Annotated in this window: 14 protein-coding genes; 10 read left to right on the top strand and 4 right to left on the bottom strand. The window is 71.3% G+C overall.

Translation table 11 applies throughout. The annotated features are described in order from the left end of the window. Positions 1-19 precede the first annotated feature (19 nt). The 3 genes from ACFRAL_RS00215 to ACFRAL_RS00205 all read left to right on the top strand — a co-directional run bounded on the left by ACFRAL_RS00215 (position 20) and on the right by ACFRAL_RS00205 (position 1951). Positions 20-1033: an aldo/keto reductase family protein gene (locus ACFRAL_RS00215; protein ID WP_378878574.1), complete on the top strand. Its 1014-nt coding sequence runs from the start codon at positions 20-22 to the stop codon at positions 1031-1033. Between the two features lies 1 nt (position 1034). Further along, positions 1035-1514 (top strand): NUDIX domain-containing protein, encoded by a 480-nt coding sequence (locus ACFRAL_RS00210; protein WP_378878572.1) that lies wholly within the window; start codon positions 1035-1037, stop codon positions 1512-1514. A gap of 74 nt (positions 1515-1588) precedes the next feature. Beyond that, on the top strand, positions 1589-1951 hold the full coding sequence (locus ACFRAL_RS00205; protein WP_378878570.1) for a VOC family protein: 363 nt from the start codon (positions 1589-1591) through the stop codon (positions 1949-1951). Positions 1952-1975: 24 nt separating this feature from the next. Here ACFRAL_RS00205 and ACFRAL_RS00200 read toward each other — a convergent pair whose 3' ends face one another. The 4 genes from ACFRAL_RS00200 to ACFRAL_RS00185 are packed head-to-tail and all read right to left on the bottom strand — an operon-like array spanning position 1976 to position 5598. Next, positions 1976-2506: a ribonuclease H gene (locus ACFRAL_RS00200; protein ID WP_336394410.1), complete on the bottom strand. Its 531-nt coding sequence runs from the start codon at positions 2504-2506 to the stop codon at positions 1976-1978. A gap of 10 nt (positions 2507-2516) precedes the next feature. Next, complete coding sequence (locus tag ACFRAL_RS00195; protein WP_378878567.1) at positions 2517-3035, bottom strand: GbsR/MarR family transcriptional regulator; 519 nt, start codon at positions 3033-3035, stop codon at positions 2517-2519. Positions 3036-3040: 5 nt separating this feature from the next. After that, complete coding sequence (locus ACFRAL_RS00190) at positions 3041-4660, bottom strand: ABC transporter permease (RefSeq protein WP_378878565.1); 1620 nt, start codon at positions 4658-4660, stop codon at positions 3041-3043. Further along, positions 4657-5598: an ABC transporter ATP-binding protein gene (locus ACFRAL_RS00185; RefSeq protein WP_336394413.1), complete on the bottom strand. Its 942-nt coding sequence runs from the start codon at positions 5596-5598 to the stop codon at positions 4657-4659. Before ACFRAL_RS00185 ends, ACFRAL_RS00190 begins: the two co-directional genes overlap by 4 nt. 210 nt (positions 5599-5808) lie before the next feature. Between ACFRAL_RS00185 and ACFRAL_RS00180 the strand changes: the two genes are divergently transcribed. From ACFRAL_RS00180 to pulA, 7 genes are all read left to right on the top strand, one after another. After that, the gene (locus ACFRAL_RS00180) at positions 5809-6525 is read left to right on the top strand and encodes a GntR family transcriptional regulator (protein WP_336395042.1); all 717 of its coding nucleotides are present in this window, start codon (positions 5809-5811) and stop codon (positions 6523-6525) included. Between the two features lie 16 nt (positions 6526-6541). Further along, on the top strand, positions 6542-8068 hold the full coding sequence (locus ACFRAL_RS00175; protein WP_336394414.1) for an MmgE/PrpD family protein: 1527 nt from the start codon (positions 6542-6544) through the stop codon (positions 8066-8068). After that, positions 8068-8967, top strand: a complete 900-nt coding sequence (gene prpB, locus ACFRAL_RS00170; RefSeq protein WP_378878562.1) for a methylisocitrate lyase — start codon at positions 8068-8070, stop codon at positions 8965-8967. The genes ACFRAL_RS00175 and prpB overlap by 1 nt, the downstream gene beginning before the upstream one ends. Positions 8968-8981: 14 nt before the next feature. After that, positions 8982-10172 (top strand): bifunctional 2-methylcitrate synthase/citrate synthase, encoded by a 1191-nt coding sequence (locus ACFRAL_RS00165; protein ID WP_378878560.1) that lies wholly within the window; start codon positions 8982-8984, stop codon positions 10170-10172. A gap of 4 nt (positions 10173-10176) precedes the next feature. After that, entirely contained in the window at positions 10177-10629 is a 453-nt protein-coding gene (locus ACFRAL_RS00160; protein ID WP_378878558.1) for a hotdog fold thioesterase, read from the top strand. Positions 10630-10707: 78 nt separating this feature from the next. Continuing rightward, positions 10708-11886 carry a thiolase family protein gene (locus tag ACFRAL_RS00155; RefSeq protein ID WP_378878556.1) on the top strand — a complete coding sequence of 393 codons (1179 nt, stop codon included), beginning with the start codon at positions 10708-10710 and terminating at the stop codon, positions 11884-11886. A gap of 322 nt (positions 11887-12208) precedes the next feature. Beyond that, on the top strand, positions 12209-17926 hold the full coding sequence (pulA, locus tag ACFRAL_RS00150) for a pullulanase-type alpha-1,6-glucosidase (protein ID WP_378878554.1): 5718 nt from the start codon (positions 12209-12211) through the stop codon (positions 17924-17926). Positions 17927-18028 lie beyond the last annotated feature (102 nt).

The raw sequence follows: 18028 nt of genomic DNA, 5'->3' as shown, positions 1-18028 counted from the left end.
GGGCGGGTAGCGTTTTCTCATGGTCAATTACCGGTACCTCGGAAACAGCGGTCTCAAGGTCAGCGAGATCACCTACGGCAACTGGGTCACCCACGGCTCGCAGGTCGACGACTCCGCCGCCATCGACACCGTCCACGCGGCGCTCGACGCCGGCATCACGACGTTCGACACGGCGGACACGTACGCCAACACGCTCGCCGAGGAGGTGCTCGGCAAGGCGCTGACCGGCCAGCGGCGCGAGTCCCTCGAGATCTTCACGAAGGTGTACTGGCCGACGGGTCCCAAGGGCCCGAACGACACCGGGCTCAGCCGCAAGCACATCCTCGAGTCGATCAACGGTTCGCTCAAGCGCCTCGGCACCGACTACGTCGACCTCTACCAGGCGCACCGCTACGACTACGAGACCCCGATCGAAGAGACGTTCCAGGCGTTCGCCGACATCGTGCGCCAGGGCAAGGCGCTCTACATCGGCGTATCGGAGTGGACGGCGGAGCAGCTTCGCGAGGGCCACGCCCTGGCCAAGAGCTACGGCATCCAGCTCATCTCCAACCAGCCGCAGTACTCGGCCCTGTGGCGCGTCATCGAGGGCAAGGTCGTTCCGGCGTCCGAGGAGCTCGGCATCTCCCAGATCGTGTGGTCGCCGATGGCGCAGGGCGTCCTGTCGGGCAAGTACCTTCCCGGCCAGCCGCTCCCCGAGGGGTCGCGCGCGACCGACGAGAAGAGCGGCGCGCAGTTCATCCAGCGCTTCATGCGCGACGAGGTGCTCGAGGCCGTGCAGCGCCTGAAGCCCGTCGCCGAGCAGGCGGGGCTGAGCCTGCCGCAGCTGGCGATCGCGTGGGTGCTGCAGAACAAGAACGTCGCGTCGGCGCTCGTCGGGGCATCCCGTCCCGAGCAGCTCGCCGACACCGTCAAGGCCTCGGGCGTCGTGCTCGACGCCGACACGATGTCCGCGATCGACGCCGCGCTCTCCGGCGTGGTCTACGACGACCCGGAGGACACCTACACGGTCTCGCCCAAGACCCGCGTGGTCTGACATGGTCACCAGTGCCGGCATCCTGCTGTACCGGATCCAGCCCGAGCCCCAGGTGCTCATCGCGCACATGGGCGGGCCGTTCTGGGCGGGCAAGGATGCCGGCGCGTGGTCCATCCCCAAGGGGGAGTTCACCGAAGGCGAAGGCGCGCTGGATGCCGCGCGCCGCGAGTTCCGCGAGGAGCTCGGCATCGACCCGCCCGAGCCGCCCTACGCCGAGCTCGGCACGTTCGCCTACTCGTCGGGCAAGCGCGTCACGGTGTTCGTCGCCGACGGCAGCGGATTCTCGCTGGACGGCCTCGAGTTCGGCGAGTTCGAGCTGGAATGGCCGCCGCGCTCGGGGCGGACGGCGTCGTTCCCCGAGGTCGACCGTGTCGAATGGGCCGCGACGGATGCCGCACGCGAGCGCCTCGTGAAGGGTCAGCGTCCGGCGATCGATGCGCTGGAACAGCATCTCGCGGAGGCCTTCTCCTCCGGTCGCTGAGCCCGTCCGGGGCCTTGCGGGGGCCGTGAGGGCGGCGGAGACTGTCCGGGTCGGATCCGCACGAGAGGAACACCATGGCCCACGGCGACATCACGCACATCGACATTCCCGTCACCGACCTCGGCAAGGCGGCCCAGTTCTACTCCGGCCTGTTCGGCTGGCAGATCGCCGAGGTGCCCGGCTTCGAGGGCTACCCCATGTGGCAGGCGCCGAACAAGATCTCGGGGGGCGGCCTCGCTCCGCGCGGGGAGGGCTTCACGCAGCCCCGCTCGTACGTCGAGGTCGATTCCATCGACGAGACGGTCGCGGCGGCGAAGGATGCCGGCGCCACGGTGCTGATGGAGAAGGACCAGATCTCTCCCACGAGCTGGTGGGCCGTGATCGCCGACCCCGACGGGAACGCGATCGGCCTCTACGAGGGCACGACCGTCGCCTGAGCCCTCCGGGCGCAGCTCTGCGGCTCAGCGGCCGTTCTTCGGACGCGTCGAGACGTCGATCCGGTCCTGGGCGCCGAGCGACGACCACGCGCTCGCGACGCCCTTCGCGGCGTGCTCGGACGCGCGCACGGCCCGCTCGTCGGCCCACGCGTTGAGCACGTGGCCAGAGTGGCCGCGCACGTGCTCGAGCACGACGTCGGGAAGCCCGGCGGCTCGCCGCGCGTCGCGGGCGACGATGAGCTGCTCGAGGATGTCGACGTTCTTCGTCGGTGCGCCGGTCGAGGTCTTCCACCCGCGGCGGCGGTGGCCGTCCATCCACTTCGTGTAGGTGTCGATGGCGTACTTCGAGTCGGCCTGCACGACGAGGTTCGGAACGTCGGCGTGGTCCTCGATGGCCTTCAGCAGTCCGGTGAGCTCGCCGACGTTGTTGGTCCCGACCGGGATCGACCCGGCGGCCCAGTGGCCGTCCTCACCGACCCACGCCCACCCCGTCGGTCCGGGGTTGCCCTTGCAGGCTCCGTCGGTGGCAACGATGTAGCGGGGCGCGTCGGTCACTCGGGCAAGGCTACCCGCCCCCGGACCCGCCCCCGTCCGCGCGGAGCCCGGCCCGGGTGCCGCCTTCGCCGCCGTCGCGCTCGGCCCGCCACTCGGCCGCGAGCTGCGGCATCCGCTCCGACAGGTATCGCAGGAAGTCGGCGATCTCGTGCGCGCGGGCGGCGGACAGGGGTGCGTCCGCGTTGTCCTCGGCGATGCGGTCGAGGTAGGCCGCGAGGCTGCCGTACAGCGGCGCGTTCGCCGCGATCATGCCCGACCAGGAGTCGTCCGCGAGGTCGTAGCGATCGCGGCGGTCGCCCGGTCGCGACAGCCGGTGGATGAGCCGCATCGACACCAGGTAGCGCACCGCCCCCGACACGGCGGCCGGCGAGACGCCGAGTCGCTCGGCGAGCTCCGCAGCGGTGTAGCCGTCGTCGGGCGAGCCGGCGAGCGCCATCATGACCCGCGCGGGCATGCGCGGCATCCCCACCGCGTTCAGCATCGCCGCGGCCTGCTCGGCCGGTTCGGTTCCCGGGTGATCTGTCGGCATGGGTCCTATCCTGCCGACGCCAGCTCGCGACGGCGCATCAGCGACAGGGATGCCACGGCCCCGGCGCCCGTGGCGAGCACCAGCCACCACAGCCCCCGCAGGTCGACCGCATCGCCGTCGACGAAGGGCGTGACCGCGATCGGCGAGGCCTGCACGAGCCACTCCGGGAAGCCGAAGAGCGGGCCGAACAGTCCCAGCGCCATGCCGAGGAGCACCAGCGACCACCCGAGGGGGATCGTCGCGCGCGGCACCAGCACGAAGGCGAGAGCCGTCACGACGAGGAAGACGGATGCCGCCGCCACCTGCCCCGCGCCGGTCACCAGCACCGTGCGCATGAGGTCCGTGTCGTCGTCCTGCCCCGCGATGCCGAGCGCCGCCCCGGCGATCGCCGCGGCGATCACCAGCACCACGCCGATGACCGCGACGACGAGGTAGTCGGCGAGCCACCGCACGCGTCCGACGGGTGCTGCCAGCAGCGGCTCGGCGGTGCCGTGCGCCTCCTCCTGCCGTGCGCGGCAGACGACCTGCACCGCGCAGCAGGCGGCGAGGACCCCCAGCATGGTGAAGAACGTCGTGATGGTGCCCTGCTGGACGCTGCCCGCTCCGGAGATCTGGCGGAGGATCTGCTCGACGGCGGGGTTGGATGCGCCGATCTCCTCGACCAGGGAGGCGAGCGAGGTCGACAGGACGCCGATCAGGAAGCCTCCGACGGCCCAGCCGAGCACGGCGCCGCGGGTGAGCCGCCACACCAGTGCCATCGGTCCCGACAGGGCCGGTGAGGCATCCGCACGGCCCAGCCGCTCGGCGATGAAGCTGCCGCCGAGGTCGCGCGCCGCGACGAGGACGGCCGACACGGCGGCCAGTACCGCACCCACGCCGAGGGAGAGCAGCGCCGGCCACCACAGGTTCTCATCGAACGCCCGCGTGTTCTCGCCCCACCCGAAGGGGGAGAGCCACGTGAGCCACGAGCTCTCCATGCGCGTGAGGTCGTCGCTCGGCGTGCCGATCGCGTTGCCGAAGCCCGCGATCACGAAGGTCGCCATGAGCGTCCAGACCGCGAGCGAGTTCGCTCCGCGGGAGGTGCGCATGAGCTGGGCGGCGAGGAGCCCGACGCCGAGGAACGTCACGCCGACGGCGCCCGTCGCGGTCCCGGCCAGCAGCGCGCCTTCGGTCTCGGCCCCGACCGCGAGGAACGCGCCCGCCACCAGCGCCGCCAGCAGCGCGTTCGCGAGCAGACCGTGAAGGGCGGTGGCCGCGAACGGCATCGTCCGTGCCGCCGGCGTCGCGGCGACGAGCTCGGCCCGCCCGGTCTCCTCGTCGCCGCGGGTGTGCCGCACGGCGAGGAACGTGCTCATGAATGCGGCGAGGATCGCCAGCCACGGGAAGATGAGGAAGATCATGAAGGCGCCCTCGTCGGCGCCCGACGGCAGCCCGCGGAACATCAGGATCACGGGGTTCGCCAGCGCCGCCGCCAGGAGGGAGGTGCGGTCCTGAGCGGTGCCGTACGCGTCTCTCACCCCGATGAACGACGCGTAGGCGAGGAGCGCCGTGCCGACGCCCCACAGCAGCACCTGCAGCCAGTCGCGCCGCGCGCGCTGGCCGAGCAGCGCGAGCAGGCGGTTCATCGCAGCTCCGGTTCACGGGTGCGCTCGGGAGTGAGTGCCGCCAGGTCGTCGCCGTAGTGCCGCAGGAACAGCTCCTCCAGCGACGGCGGGGCGATGCGAAGGCCCGCGACGCCGCGGGCGGCGAGCTCGGGCAGCGTGCCCGCGACGGAGTCGCTGTCGACGGTGAAGCGCACCCGCCCGTCGTCGGCCACGACGTCATGGGCGGTGGCGATGCCGGCCGCGCTCGCGGCATCCGTCCCCTCGAACGAGATCTCGGTGCGCGTCAGGTGCCGCAGGTCTGCAAGCGTGCCGGACTCCACGACGCGGCCGGCGCGGATGATCGAGACCCGGTCGCACAGCTGCTCGACCTCCGAGAGGATGTGGCTCGACAGCAGCACCGTCGCGCCGCCGGCCCGCACGCGGGCGATCTCCCGGCGGAACATGACGTCCATCAGCGGGTCGAGGCCGCTCGTGGGCTCGTCGAGGATGTAGAGGTCGGCGGGCACCGCGAAGGCGGCGATGAGCGCCACCTTCTGCCGGTTGCCCTTGGAGTACGCCCGGCCCTTCTTGCGCGGATCGAACTGGAACGCCTCGATCAGGCGCTCCTTCTCGGTGCGGTAGGCGGCGTCGCTTCGTGACGCGCCGCGCAGCCGCGACATCAGGTCGATCGCCTCGCCGCCGGACAGATTGGGCCACACGCTCACGTCGCCGGGCACGTACGCGATCCGGCGGTGCAGCGCGACGGCGTCCCGCCACGGCTCCTGGCCGAAGACGGATGCCTCGCCCGACGTCTTGCGCGCGAGCCCGAGCAGCACGCGGATCGTGGTCGACTTGCCGGCACCGTTCGGGCCGAGGAAGCCGTGGACCTGACCTTCGTCGACGGTGAGGTCCAAGCCGTCGAGGGCGTGGACGCGGCCGTAGTGCTTGGTGAGGTCGCGCGTGTTGATGACAGTGGTCATGGCGCTGAAGGTACGCCGATTTCACAAATTCCTGAAGATTCCTCACGCTTTCCTCACGGTCGGCGCGAAGCCCGGGGGCTGCGGCGATGGGCCCCGCAGCGTCGAGCGTCGGGAAAATGTATACCTACGCCGCGCAGGGACCCGCTCCACTCGCACTGACGACGCCGAATGTATACACTGGCTGAGATGCAGGACGAGGAGGTGGTGCGAATGCGCGCGAGCGACCGCGCCTATGCGACCCTCCTCGACGAGATCCAGTCGGGCATGCTGCGTCCGGGCGCCGTCCTCGGTGAGGTCGAGCAGGCCGCGCGGCTCGGCGTGAGCCGCACCCCGCTGCGCGAAGCGCTCGGCCGCCTCGCGGCGGACGGCCTCGTCGCCCAGCAGTCTCCGCGGGTCACCGTGGTCACCGCGATCGACGCCGAAGACATCCGCGAGATCTTCGAGGTGCGCCGCGCCCTCGAGGAGTCGGCGGCCCGCCTCGCCGCCGAGCGCGGCGACGCCGCGGCCTTCGCCGACCTCGCCCGCGACTTCGCCCGCGTCGACCTTCCCGGCGACGGCGGCCGGTCCGGCGGCGCCGACGTGCGCGACGCCTACTACGCGCTGATCGCGCGCTTCGACCTCGCCCTGGACACCGCCGTCGCCAACGACTACCTCACCGCGGCGCTGCGCACCGTGCGCACCCACCTGGTGCGGGTGCGGCGCCTGGCGCGCGACAATCCCGGCCGGCTCGCGGCATCCGTCTCGGAGCACCGGCTCATCGCCTCGGCGATCGCGGCGCGCGACGCCGACCTCGCCGCGCACGCCACCCACGTGCACCTGCACAACGCGCTCACCAACATCCTCGATTCCCTCGACGCCTCGACGGGCTCCGCGGCCGAACCGGTCCCCGCGACCGCCTCGGCCGCCGGGCCCGGCGAAGGGCAGTGACACCGAAAGGCCGGCCATGACCGTGATCCACCACCTCCGCGTCCACCGCAGCGACGAGCACCTCGTGCGGGAAGGGCAGCTGGCCTGGCATATCGCCGAGGTCGCGGCCGACCCTGTCGAGGTCGACGCCGACGTCGTCGACATGATCATCAACCGCGTGATCGACAACGCGGCGGTGGCTGCGGCATCCCTCACCCGCGCCCCGGTGAGCGCTGCCCGCCAGCAGGCGCTCGACCACGCCGTGTCGGTCGGCGGCTCGGGGGCGACGGTGTTCGGCTGCGCCCTGGACCGCAAGACGAGCCCGGAGTGGGCGGCGTGGGCCAACGGGGTCGCGGTGCGCGAGCTGGACTACCACGACACGTTCCTCGCGGCCGACTACTCGCACCCCGGCGACAACATCCCGCCGATCGTCGCCGTCGCCCAGCACGTGGGCGCCGACGGCCGCGCGCTGGTGCGCGGGCTCGCGACCGGTTACGAGATCCAGATCGACCTCGTCCGTGCGATCTGCCTCCACAAGCACAAGATCGATCACGTCGCCCACCTCGGCCCGTCGGCCGCTGCCGGCATCGGCACGCTCCTCGGCCTCCCGGTCGAGACGATCTACCAGGCCGTCGGTCAGGCCCTGCACACCACGACCGCGACGCGCCAGTCGCGCAAGGGCGAGATCTCCACCTGGAAGGCGCACGCCCCGGCCTTCGCCGGCAAGATGGCGGTCGAGGCCGTCGACCGGGCGATGCGGGGCGAGACCTCTCCGAGCCCGATCTACGAGGGCGAGGACGGCGTGATCGCGTGGCTCCTGGACGGGCCGGATGCCACGTACGAGGTGCCGCTGCCGGGCGCGGGCGAGCCCAAGCGCGGCATCCTCGACTCGTACACGAAGGAGCACTCGGCCGAGTACCAGGCGCAGGCCTGGATCGATCTCGCGCGCAAGCTGCACGGCGAGCGTCCCGACCTCGCCGACCCGGCGAACGTCGAGTCGATCGTGCTGCACACCTCGCACCACACCCACTACGTCATCGGCTCCGGGGCGAACGACCCGCAGAAGTACGACCCGACCGCGTCCCGCGAGACGCTGGACCACTCGATCCCGTACATCTTCGCGGTCGCACTGCAGGACGGCGGCTGGCACCACGTCGACTCGTACACCCCCGGCCGCGCGGGCCGCGCCGACACCGTCGAGCTGTGGCAGAAGATCACGACCGCCGAGGACCCCGAGTGGACCCGCCGCTACCACTCCGACGACCCGAACGAGAAGGCCTTCGGCGGGCGCGTCGAGATCCGTCTCACCAGCGGCGAGACCGTCGTCGACGAGATCGCCGTGGCCGACGCCCACCCGCTCGGCGCGCGGCCGTTCGCGCGCGAGGACTACGTGCGCAAGTTCCGCACCCTCGCCGAGGGCGTGCTCGCCGCGGATGAGATCGAGCGATTCCTCGACCTGGCGCAGCGCCTGCCCGAGCTCACCCCCGAAGAGGTGCAGCAGCTCACGATCGTCGCCGACTTCGGGGTGCTCGCCGCCGCCCCGGCGCCGAAGGGGCTGTTCTGATGCTGTACTCCACCGTGCCGGCGCACGAGAAGCGGCGGCGGTTCCGGGAGCGGCTGGCAAGCGGGGAGCTGCTGCGGTTCCCCGGCGCCTTCAATCCGCTCAGCGCCCGGCTCATCGAGCGCAAGGGCTTCGAGGGCGTCTACATCTCGGGTGCCGTCCTCAGCGCCGACCTCGGGCTGCCCGACATCGGCCTGACGACGCTCACGGAGGTCGCCGGCCGTGGGCAGCAGATCGCCCGCATGACCGACCTGCCCTCGATCATCGACGCCGACACCGGGTTCGGCGAGCCGATGAACGTCGCCCGCACCATCCAGACGCTCGAGGATGCGGGCCTGGCCGGCACCCACATCGAGGACCAGATCAACCCGAAGCGCTGCGGCCACCTCGACGGCAAGGCCGTCGTCGACGAGGACACCGCGATCAAGCGCATTCGCGCCGCCGCCGACGCGCGCCGCGATCCGGACTTCCTCATCATGGCGCGCACCGACATCCGTGCGGTGGAGGGGCTGGATGCCGCGACCCGGCGTGCGAAGGCCCTCGTCGACGCCGGGGCCGACGCGATCTTCCCCGAGGCCATGCGCACCCTCGACGAGTTCGCCGCGATCCGCGCGGCGGTGGACGTGCCGATCCTGGCGAACATGACCGAGTTCGGGAAGTCGGAGCTGTTCTCGGTGGATCAGCTCCGCGACGTCGGGGTCAACATCGTGATCTGGCCCGTCTCGCTGCTGCGGATCGCGATGGGCGCGGCATCCCGCGCGCTCGATACGCTCTCAGACGAAGGGCACCTCACGTCCAGGCTCGACGAGATGCAGCACCGCGCCGACCTCTACGACCTCATCGACTACGAGCAGTACAACCAGTTCGACACCAGCGTCTTCAACTTCCAGATCGCCCGCTGAGGAGAGCACCAGTCATGACCGAACCCGACATCAAGAAGGGCCTCGCCGGCGTCGTCGTCGACTACACGGCGGTCTCGAAGGTGAACCCCGAGACGAACTCGCTGCTGTACCGGGGGTACCCCGTGCAGGAGCTGGCGGCCACCCAGCCGTTCGAAGCCGTCGCCTACCTGCTGTGGCACGGTGAGCTGCCCACCGACGTGCAGCTCGCGCAGCTGCGCGCGACCGAACGGGCCTACCGGCACCTGCCCGCCGACGTGCGCGCGGCGATCGACCTCGTGCCGATCGACGCGCACCCGATGGACGAGGTGCGCACCGCGGTCAGCCTCATCGGCGCGCGCGACCTCGCCGGCACCGGCTCGGTGCTCGAGGTGAGCGGCAGCGCCGAGGAGAACCTGGCGCGCAGCATCCGCCTGTTCGCCGTGCTTCCCGCGATCGTCGCCTATGGCCAGCGCCGCCGCCGGGGCCAGCAGCCGATCGCGCCGCGGGACGACCTGGACTACGCCGCGAACTTCCTCTGGATGACCTTCGGCGAGGAGGCCGACGAGGTCGTCGTCGACGCGTTCAACCGCTCGATGATCCTCTACGCCGAGCACTCCTTCAACGCCTCGACGTTCACGGCGCGCGTCATCACCTCGACGCTCAGCGACCTGTACTCCGCGGTCGTGGGCGCCATCGGCGCCCTCAAGGGGCCGCTGCACGGCGGCGCCAACGAGGCCGTGCTCCACATCTTCGACGAGATCGGCGACGCCTCGAACGTCGGGCCGTGGCTCGACCAGGCGCTCGCCGAGAAGCGCAAGATCATGGGCTTCGGCCACCGCGTGTACAAGCGCGGCGACTCGCGCGTGCCCACGATGAAGGCCGCCCTCGACACGCTCGTCGAGCACTACGACCGGCCCGACGTGGCCGCCCTGTACGACGCGCTCGAGTCGCAGTTCGTCGAGCGCAAGGGCATCTACCCCAACCTCGACTACCCGTCGGGTCCGGCCTACAACCTGATGGGCTTCGACACGCTCACCTTCACGCCGCTGTTCGTCGCGGCGCGCGTCACCGGCTGGACCGCGCACATCACGGAGCAGCTGGCGTCGAACGCGCTCATCCGCCCGCTGTCGGAGTACAACGGTCCCGACGAGCGCCACATCGAGGGGTACGTTCCGGATGCCGCGACCCTCGAGGCCGCGAAGCGCGCAGAGGAGCCGGCGGGATGACCCCATGAGCCTGTGGCACGACCTCGAGGGCGTCGACCTCGCCGCCATGGCGCCGGGGACGCTGATCGAGAACCTCGGGATCGAGATCGTCGAGATCCGCGACGACGCGCTGGTGGGACGGATGCCGGTGGACCACCGCACCGTGCAGCCGGCGGGCGTGCTCCACGGCGGCGCCTCGGTCGCGCTCGCCGAGACGCTCGCGTCGTGGGCCGGCCACCTCGCGGTGGACCGCGAGCGGTTCCACGTGGTGGGGATGGAGATCAACGCCAACCACCTGCGGCCGGTCTCAGGCGGTTCGGTGACGGCGACGGTGACGCCGATCAACGTCGGCCGCCGTGCGCACGTCTGGGAGATCCGGATCGTGGACGACGCCGGCAAGCTCGCGTGCATCTCGCGGTGCACGCTCGCGGTGATCGAGCAGCGTTCGACCTACGCGACCCCCGACGCCAGGGCCTGACCCGTCTGCCGCAGGGCGGAGCGGCCGCCGGTGCGCGGCATCCGTCGCCGTCTTAGGCTCGTTCTCAGGAGGACTCCCATGCCCGAAGCCGTCATCGTCGACGTCGTCCGCACCCCCTCGGGGCGCGGCAAGCCCGGGGGAGCGCTCAGCGCGGTGCATCCGGTCGACCTCGCGGCGGGCGTGCTGCGGTCGCTGCTCGAGCGCAACGGGCTCCAGTCGCGTCAGGTCGACGACGTGCTCATGGGCTGCGTGAGCCAGATCGGCGACCAGTCGATGAACATCGCGCGGCAGGCGGTCCTCGCCGCGGGCTTCGACGAGACGGTCCCGGCCGCCACGATCGACCGCCAGTGCGGATCGAGCCAGCAGGCCGCCCACTTCGCCGCGCAGGGCGTGATCGCCGGCGCCTACGACATCGTGATCGCCGCCGGCGTCGAGTCCATGAGCCGCGTGCCGCTCGGGTCGTCGCGCGCCGGCGGGAGCCTCGCCGAGGGCCTCGCCCGCCGCTATCCCGAGGGACTGGTGAACCAGGGCGTCTCGGCCGAGCTGATCGCGCAGAAGTGGGATCTGGACCGCGGGCGGCTGGACGCCTACGCCGCCGAGTCGCATCGACGGGCGGCGGATGCCTGGTCCCGCGGCGCCTTCGATTCCCAGGTGCTGCCCGTGCTCGCCGGCGGCGCGGACGCGGTGGCGTTCGACGAGACGGTGCGCCCGGGGACGACGGCGGAGGGGCTGGCAGGACTCGCTCCCGCCTTCCGCACCGACGCGCTCGCCGAGCGCTTCCCCGACCTCGACTGGCGGATCACGGCGGGCACGTCGTCGCCCCTCACGGACGCGGCATCCGCCGTCCTCATCATGAGCGAGGAGAGGGCGGTCGCACTCGGCCTGACGCCCCGCGCGCGCTTCCACGCGTTCGCCGTCGTCGGGGACGACCCGATGTTCATGCTCACGGGCCCGATCCCGGCGACCCGCCGCATCCTCGACCGCACCGGACTGTCGATCGACGACCTCGACGCCTACGAGGTCAACGAGGCCTTCGCCTCGGTGCCGCTCGCGTGGCAGCGGGAGCTCGGCGCGGACCCTGCCCGCCTCAACCCGTGGGGCGGGGCCATCGCGCTCGGCCACGCCGTCGGCGCGTCGGGCACGCGACTGCTCGGCACGCTGGTCTCGTACCTCGAGGCGACCGGCGGCCGTTACGGCCTGCAGACGATGTGCGAGGGCGGCGGCATGGCCAACGCCACGGTCATCGAGCGGCTCTGACGCCGGCGGGTCGAGCCGCCCCGACGTCCCAGGCGAAACACCACGATTCGGACGAGACACCGCAACGCACCGTGGTGTCTCGTCGCGGACGTGGTGTCTGCCCGCTGCCGGCCGACCGCGGGACGGAAGCGCGCCGGACGGGGGGTGCTGCAAGCGGTTGCGCGATGCGCACGGGGACGGATGCCAGGGAACGCGGCTAACGCCAGATGAAAGTCTTCTCATTCTGTAAGCGCTTGCAACATCGGTGAGTCCGCTGCTAGCGTCGGCCGCACACACTCCCCATCCGGCACGTCGCCGTGCCATCGCCCCACCTGGAGCCTCCGTGTCGAAGACGACCTCCACCCGTGTCCGCCGCGCTGCCGCGACTCTTGCCGCCGCCGCCTTGATCGTCACCGGGGGAGTGGTCGCCGCCGCACCCGCCGCCGCCGCCGAACGCACGTTCGCCCTCGTCGGCAGCCTGCAGTCCGAGCTCGGCTGCAGCGGGGACTGGCAGCCCGACTGTGCCGCGACCGAACTCGTCGCGACCGCGGACGCCGGCGTGTACGCGGCGGAGTTCGAGGTGCCCGCCGGCTCGTACGAGTACAAGGTCGCCGTGAACGACACGTGGGACGAGGCGTACGGCCGCGACGGCGAGAACATCCCGCTGACGATCGCGGGGCCGGCGACGCTCCGCTTCCTCTTCGACGACACCACCCACCGCGTCGGCCTCGAGGCGGTGACCCTCCGCGCCGGCTACACCGCCGACGACGACGCGCTCGTCGCCGCTCCGGTGCGGCAGCCGGGCAGCCAGGAGCAGTTCTACTTCGTCATGACGGACCGCTTCGCCAACGGCGACGCGTCGAACGACCAGGGCGGGCTCGAGGGCGACCGCCTCGCGACGGGCTTCGACCCGGCCGACAAGGGCTTCTTCCACGGCGGCGACATCGCGGGGCTGCGCGAGAACCTGGACTACATCGACGGCCTCGGCACGACGGCGATCTGGCTGACCCCCAGCTTCAAGAACCGTCCGGTGCAGGGTGAGGGCGCGAACGCCAGCGCGGGCTACCACGGCTACTGGATCACCGACTTCACGCAGATCGATCCGCACCTCGGCACCAATGCCGAGCTCGAGGCGCTCATCGCCGAAGCCCATGCCAAGGGCATCAAGGTCTACTTCGACATCATCACGAACCACACCGCCGACGTCATCTCGTACGCCGAAGGCCAGTACTCGTACGTCGACCAGGCCACCAGCCCGTACCGCGACGCGAGCGACGCCGCCTTCGACCCTGCGACCTACGCCGGCACCGGGTCATTCCCCGACCTCGACGCCGAGACGTCGTTCCCGTACACGCCGGCGATCGCTGCCGGCGACGAGTCCGCGAAGACGCCGGCGTGGCTCAACGACCCGACGCTGTACCACAACCGCGGCAACTCGACCTGGTCGGGCGAGTCCGTCACCTACGGCGATTTCGACGGCCTCGACGACCTCATGACCGAGCATCCGACCGTCGTGAGCGGGTTCGTCGAGGTGTATCAGGACTGGATCGACCTCGGCATCGACGGCTTCCGCATCGACACCGCCAAGCACGTGAACTTCGAGTTCTGGGAGCAGTGGACCGCCGAGGTGCTCGACTACGCCCGCGACGTCAAGGGCAAGAAGGACTTCTTCATGTTCGGCGAGGTGTACGACGCCGACCCGGTGAAGCTCGCGCCGTACGTCCGCGAGACCGACATGTCGAGCGTGCTCGACTTCACCTTCCAGTCCTCCGCTGTGAGCTTCGCCGCCGGCAACAGCGCCAAGGGCCTGCAGAGCCTCTACGCCGGGGACGACTGGTACATCACCCCGGACTCGTCGGCCACGGCCCTGCCGACCTTCCTCGGCAACCACGACATGGGCCGCGTCGGCTTCATGCTGCGCAACAGCGACAACGCGCTCGAACGCGACCTGCTGGCGCACGACCTGATGTTCCTCGGACGCGGCCAGCCCGTCGTCTACTACGGCGACGAGCAGGGCTTCGTCGGCGCGGAGCCCGGCAACGACAAGAGCGCGCGGCAGTCGCTGTTCGCCTCGCAGGTCACCGAGTACCAGGACCAGAACCTGATCACGGGTGAGATCGCCGGAGGGGTCGACCGCTACGCCACCGATGCGCCGGTCTACGCGCACGTGGCCGAGCTCGCCGCACTGCGCGCGGCCCACCCCGCGCTCGTCACCGGCGCGCAGATCGAGCGCCACGCCGACAGCGGCGCGGGCGTCTACGCCTTCTCGCGCGTCGACCGCGACGAGAAGGTCGAGTACCTGGTCGCGCTCAACAACACGACGGCCGAGAAGACGGTCGCGCTGACCACGCTCACCCGGAGCACGGCCTTCGCGCCGGTCTACGGCACGACGACCGGGATCTCGACGGATGCCTCGGCCGCGGCATCCGTCACCGTCCCGGCGCTCTCGGCCGTGGTGTATCGCGCCGACGCGCCCGTCACGGCCCCCGAGGCGCCGCTCGCGGTCGCGGTCTCGGCACCGGCCGCCGGTGCGGGCGTCAGCGGCTCCACGCCGATCTCCGCCGACGTGGACGACGCGACCTGGACCGAGACGAGCTTCGCCTGGCGCGTGGTCGGCTCCGCCGAATGGCACGCGCTCGGCACCGCAGAGGATTCCGACCCGCGCGTCTTCCACACGGTGGAGGGGCTCGCGGACGGCACGCTCGTCGAGTACCGCGCCGTGACGACGGATGCCGCGGGCGGCCACGCCGCCGCGTCCACCTACGCCTCCGTGGGCGACCCGGTGACGCTGGAGGTCTCCGAGGAGCCGGAGTCGCCGATCTCGATGGTGACCGTCCCGGGCAGCCTCAATGACGAGATGGGGTGCGCCGGTGACTGGGCGCCCGCCTGCGAGGCCGCGAAGCTGACGCTGCGCGCCGACGGCATCTGGGCGGGCACGTTCGACCTTCCCGCCGGCGAATACGAGTACAAGGTCGCCATCGACGGCTCGTGGGCGATCAACTACGGCGCGAACGGCGTGCGCGACGGCTCGAACATCGCCATCGACCACCCCGGCGGTGAGATCACGTTCTACTTCGACCCGCGGTCGAACGTCGTCCAGTCGACGGCGGAGGGTCCGATCGTGACGGTGCCCGGCTCGTACCAGAGCGAAGCGGGGTGCGCCGGTGACTGGGCGCCCGACTGCCTCGCGAGCCTCATGGCCGACGGCGACAAGGACGGCGTCTACGAGCTCTCGGTCACGCTTCCGGCGGGCGCCTACGAGGCGAAGGTCGCCCACGGCATGAGCTGGAGCGAGAACTACGGCGTGGGCGGGGCGCCCGGCGGGTCGAACTACTCGTTCACCGCCGAGGAGGGATCACCCGTCGTCTTCCGGTACACCCTCGCGACGCACGTGCTCGACATCGGCGGCGAGGGCCTCGCCGGTCTCGGTGAGGAGCGCGCGCACTGGATCGACGAGCGCACCATCGCCTGGCCGGCCGACCTCGGGGCCGACGGCGCGGCGACCTGGCAGCTGCACGCATCCCTGGACGCGACTCTCGCGCTGGAGGAGGGCGCGGTGGTCGGGGGCGACGCGATCGATCTGACCCGCATCGACGGCGGCCTCACCGACGAGCAGGAGGAGCGGTTCCCGGCGCTGGCGGGCTTCATCGCGCTGGAGGTGGCCGACGGGACGGATGCCGCAGCCCTGCTCCGCGGGCAGCTGATGGTGTCGCAGCGCGACGCCGACGGCGCGATCCGCGCCTTCACCGGCGTGCAGATCCCCGGCGTCCTCGACGACCTCTACGCGGACGCCGTCGCCGACGTGGAGCTCGGTGTGTCGTTCGACGGCAAGAAGCCGACGTTCCGCCTGTGGGCGCCGACCGCGCAGGCCGCGACGCTGCTGACGTGGGACGCCGGCGCCGACGGCGACGCCGCACGTCATGAGGCGACGTGGGACGAGGCATCCGGAATCTGGACCGTCGAGGGCGGGAAGAAGCTCAAGGGCGACGAGTACCTGTGGGAGGTCGTCGTCTACGCGCCGACCACCGGGGCGATCGAGACCAACCAGGTCACCGACCCGTACTCCCTCGCGCTCACCCTGAACTCCGAGCGCTCCGTCGCCGTCGACCTCGATGACAAGTCGTGGCGGCCCAAGGCGTGGGAGAAGACCGAGGCTCCCGTCGTGGATCGCCCCGTCGACCGCGCGATCTACGAGCTGCACGTGCGCGACTTCTCGATCACCGATGAGTCGGTGCCCGAGGCCGAGCGCGGGACGTACACGGCGTTCACGCGCGACAGCGCGGGGACCGCGCAGCTGCGCGAGCTCGCGGACGCCGGCATCAACACCGTGCACCTGCTGCCCACGTTCGACATAGCGACCATCGAGGAGGACCGGTCGAAGCAGGCGGTGCCCGCCTGCGACCTGGCCTCGTTCGCGCCGGACGGCACGGAGCAGCAGGCGTGCATCGAGGCGGTCGTCGACGCCGACGGCTTCAACTGGGGCTACGACCCGTACCACTACACGGTGCCCGAGGGCTCCTACGCCACCGATCCAGAGGGCGGTGCGCGCGTCGCCGAGTTCCGTTCTATGGTCGGCGCCCTCCACGGGATGGGTCTGCAGGTCGTGCTCGACCAGGTCTTCAACCACACCGCGCAGTCGGGCCAGGAGGCCAAGTCCGTCCTCGACCAGGTCGTGCCCGGCTACTACCACCGTCTCAACCCGGCCGGCGGCGTCGAGACCTCGACGTGCTGCCAGAACGTGGCGACCGAGCACGAGGTCGCGCAGAAGCTCATGGTCGACTCGGTCGTGACGTGGGCGCGTGACTACAAGGTCGACGGCTTCCGCTTCGACCTCATGGGCCACCACTCGAAGGTGAACATGCTCGCCATCCGCGATGCGCTCGACGAGCTGACGCTCGAGCGTGACGGCGTCGACGGCGAGGCGATCTACCTGTACGGCGAGGGCTGGAACTTCGGCGAGGTCGCGGACAACGCCCTGTTCGAGCAGGCCACCCAGGGTCAGCTCGGCGGCACCGGCATCGGCACGTTCTCCGACCGGCTGCGCGACGCCGTCCACGGCGGCAGCCCGGTCGACGGCGGCTCGAAGTTCTACCAGGGCTTCGGCACGGGTCTGGCCACCGACCCGAACGGCAGCGACCGGTCGGCGCCGGGCGACCCCTTCGCCGACCTCGCGCACAAGACCGACCTGGTGAAGCTGGGACTCGCGGGCAACCTGCGCGACTTCTCGTTCACCGCCTCCGACGGCACCGTGAAGGCCGGAGACGAGCTGGACTACAACGGCTCGCCCGCCGGGTACGCCGACCAGCCCGACGAGGTCATCACCTACGTCGACGCGCACGACAACGAGACGCTGTACGACCTCGGAGTGCTGAAGCTGCCGGCCGACACCCCGATGGCGGACCGCGTGCGCATGAACACCCTGTCGCTCGCGACCACCGCCTACGCCCAGACCCCGTCGTTCTGGCACGCCGGCACGGAGCTCCTCCGCTCGAAGTCGCTCGACCGCAACAGCTACAACTCGGGCGACTGGTTCAATCGCATCGACTGGACCGGCCAGGAGTCCACGTTCGGCTCGGGCCTGCCCCGCGAGGGCGACAACGGGAGCCACTGGGACGACCTCGCGCCGCTCCTGGCGGACCCCGCGAACAAGCCGGGTGCGTCCGACATCGCCGCGGCCGAGGCATCCGCCCTCGATCTGCTCCGCGTGCGCGAGCAGGTGGGTCTGCTGCGTCTCGGGTCCGCCGGCCTGATCGAGCAGAAGGTCTCGTTCCCGAACAGCGGGACGGATGCCGCTCCCGGCGTCATCGTCATGCTCATCGACGATCTGGTGGGCGACGACGTCGATCCCGCGCTGAAGGGTGCGCTCGTGGTGTTCAACGCGGGCACCGAGACCACGACGCAGACCATCTCGGAGCTGGAGGGTCGGTCGTTCTCGCTGGCGCCGGCGCTCGCCCAGGGCGCCGACCCCGTCGTGAAGACGACCACGTGGGATGCCGCCAGCGGCACGGTCACCGTCCCGGCCCGCACGGCGGTGGTGCTCGTCGAGACCCAGCGGCGCTGACTCACCGGCGCTCGCCCGGGACGGTGGGGGCGGGGGCCGGGCGCGAGGGCGGTGGGGGGGGGCAGGGGCTCCACCCACCGGCGGCGGAGCGCGTGGTACAGA

The sequence above is a fragment of the Microbacterium sp. NPDC056736 genome, from assembly GCF_042790415.1.
Classification (GTDB): domain Bacteria; phylum Actinomycetota; class Actinomycetes; order Actinomycetales; family Microbacteriaceae; genus Microbacterium.
This window is presented reverse-complemented; position numbering and strand designations above follow the sequence as displayed.

Bases quoted from the DNA above. Each gene is read 5' to 3' on its own strand.
- ACFRAL_RS00215 (WP_378878574.1), top strand. From the start codon at position 20: ATGGTCAATTACCGGTACCTCGGAAACAGCGGTCTCAAGGTCAGCGAG.
- ACFRAL_RS00210 (WP_378878572.1), top strand. From the start codon at position 1,035: ATGGTCACCAGTGCCGGCATCCTGCTGTACCGGATCCAGCCCGAGCCC.
- ACFRAL_RS00205 (WP_378878570.1), top strand. From the start codon at position 1,589: ATGGCCCACGGCGACATCACGCACATCGACATTCCCGTCACCGACCTC.
- ACFRAL_RS00195 (WP_378878567.1), bottom strand. From the start codon at position 3,035: ATGCCGACAGATCACCCGGGAACCGAACCGGCCGAGCAGGCCGCGGCG.
- ACFRAL_RS00190 (WP_378878565.1), bottom strand. From the start codon at position 4,660: ATGAACCGCCTGCTCGCGCTGCTCGGCCAGCGCGCGCGGCGCGACTGG.
- ACFRAL_RS00185 (WP_336394413.1), bottom strand. From the start codon at position 5,598: ATGACCACTGTCATCAACACGCGCGACCTCACCAAGCACTACGGCCGC.
- ACFRAL_RS00180 (WP_336395042.1), top strand. From the start codon at position 5,809: ATGCGCGCGAGCGACCGCGCCTATGCGACCCTCCTCGACGAGATCCAG.
- ACFRAL_RS00175 (WP_336394414.1), top strand. From the start codon at position 6,542: ATGACCGTGATCCACCACCTCCGCGTCCACCGCAGCGACGAGCACCTC.
- prpB (WP_378878562.1), top strand. From the start codon at position 8,068: ATGCTGTACTCCACCGTGCCGGCGCACGAGAAGCGGCGGCGGTTCCGG.
- ACFRAL_RS00165 (WP_378878560.1), top strand. From the start codon at position 8,982: ATGACCGAACCCGACATCAAGAAGGGCCTCGCCGGCGTCGTCGTCGAC.
- ACFRAL_RS00160 (WP_378878558.1), top strand. From the start codon at position 10,177: ATGAGCCTGTGGCACGACCTCGAGGGCGTCGACCTCGCCGCCATGGCG.
- ACFRAL_RS00155 (WP_378878556.1), top strand. From the start codon at position 10,708: ATGCCCGAAGCCGTCATCGTCGACGTCGTCCGCACCCCCTCGGGGCGC.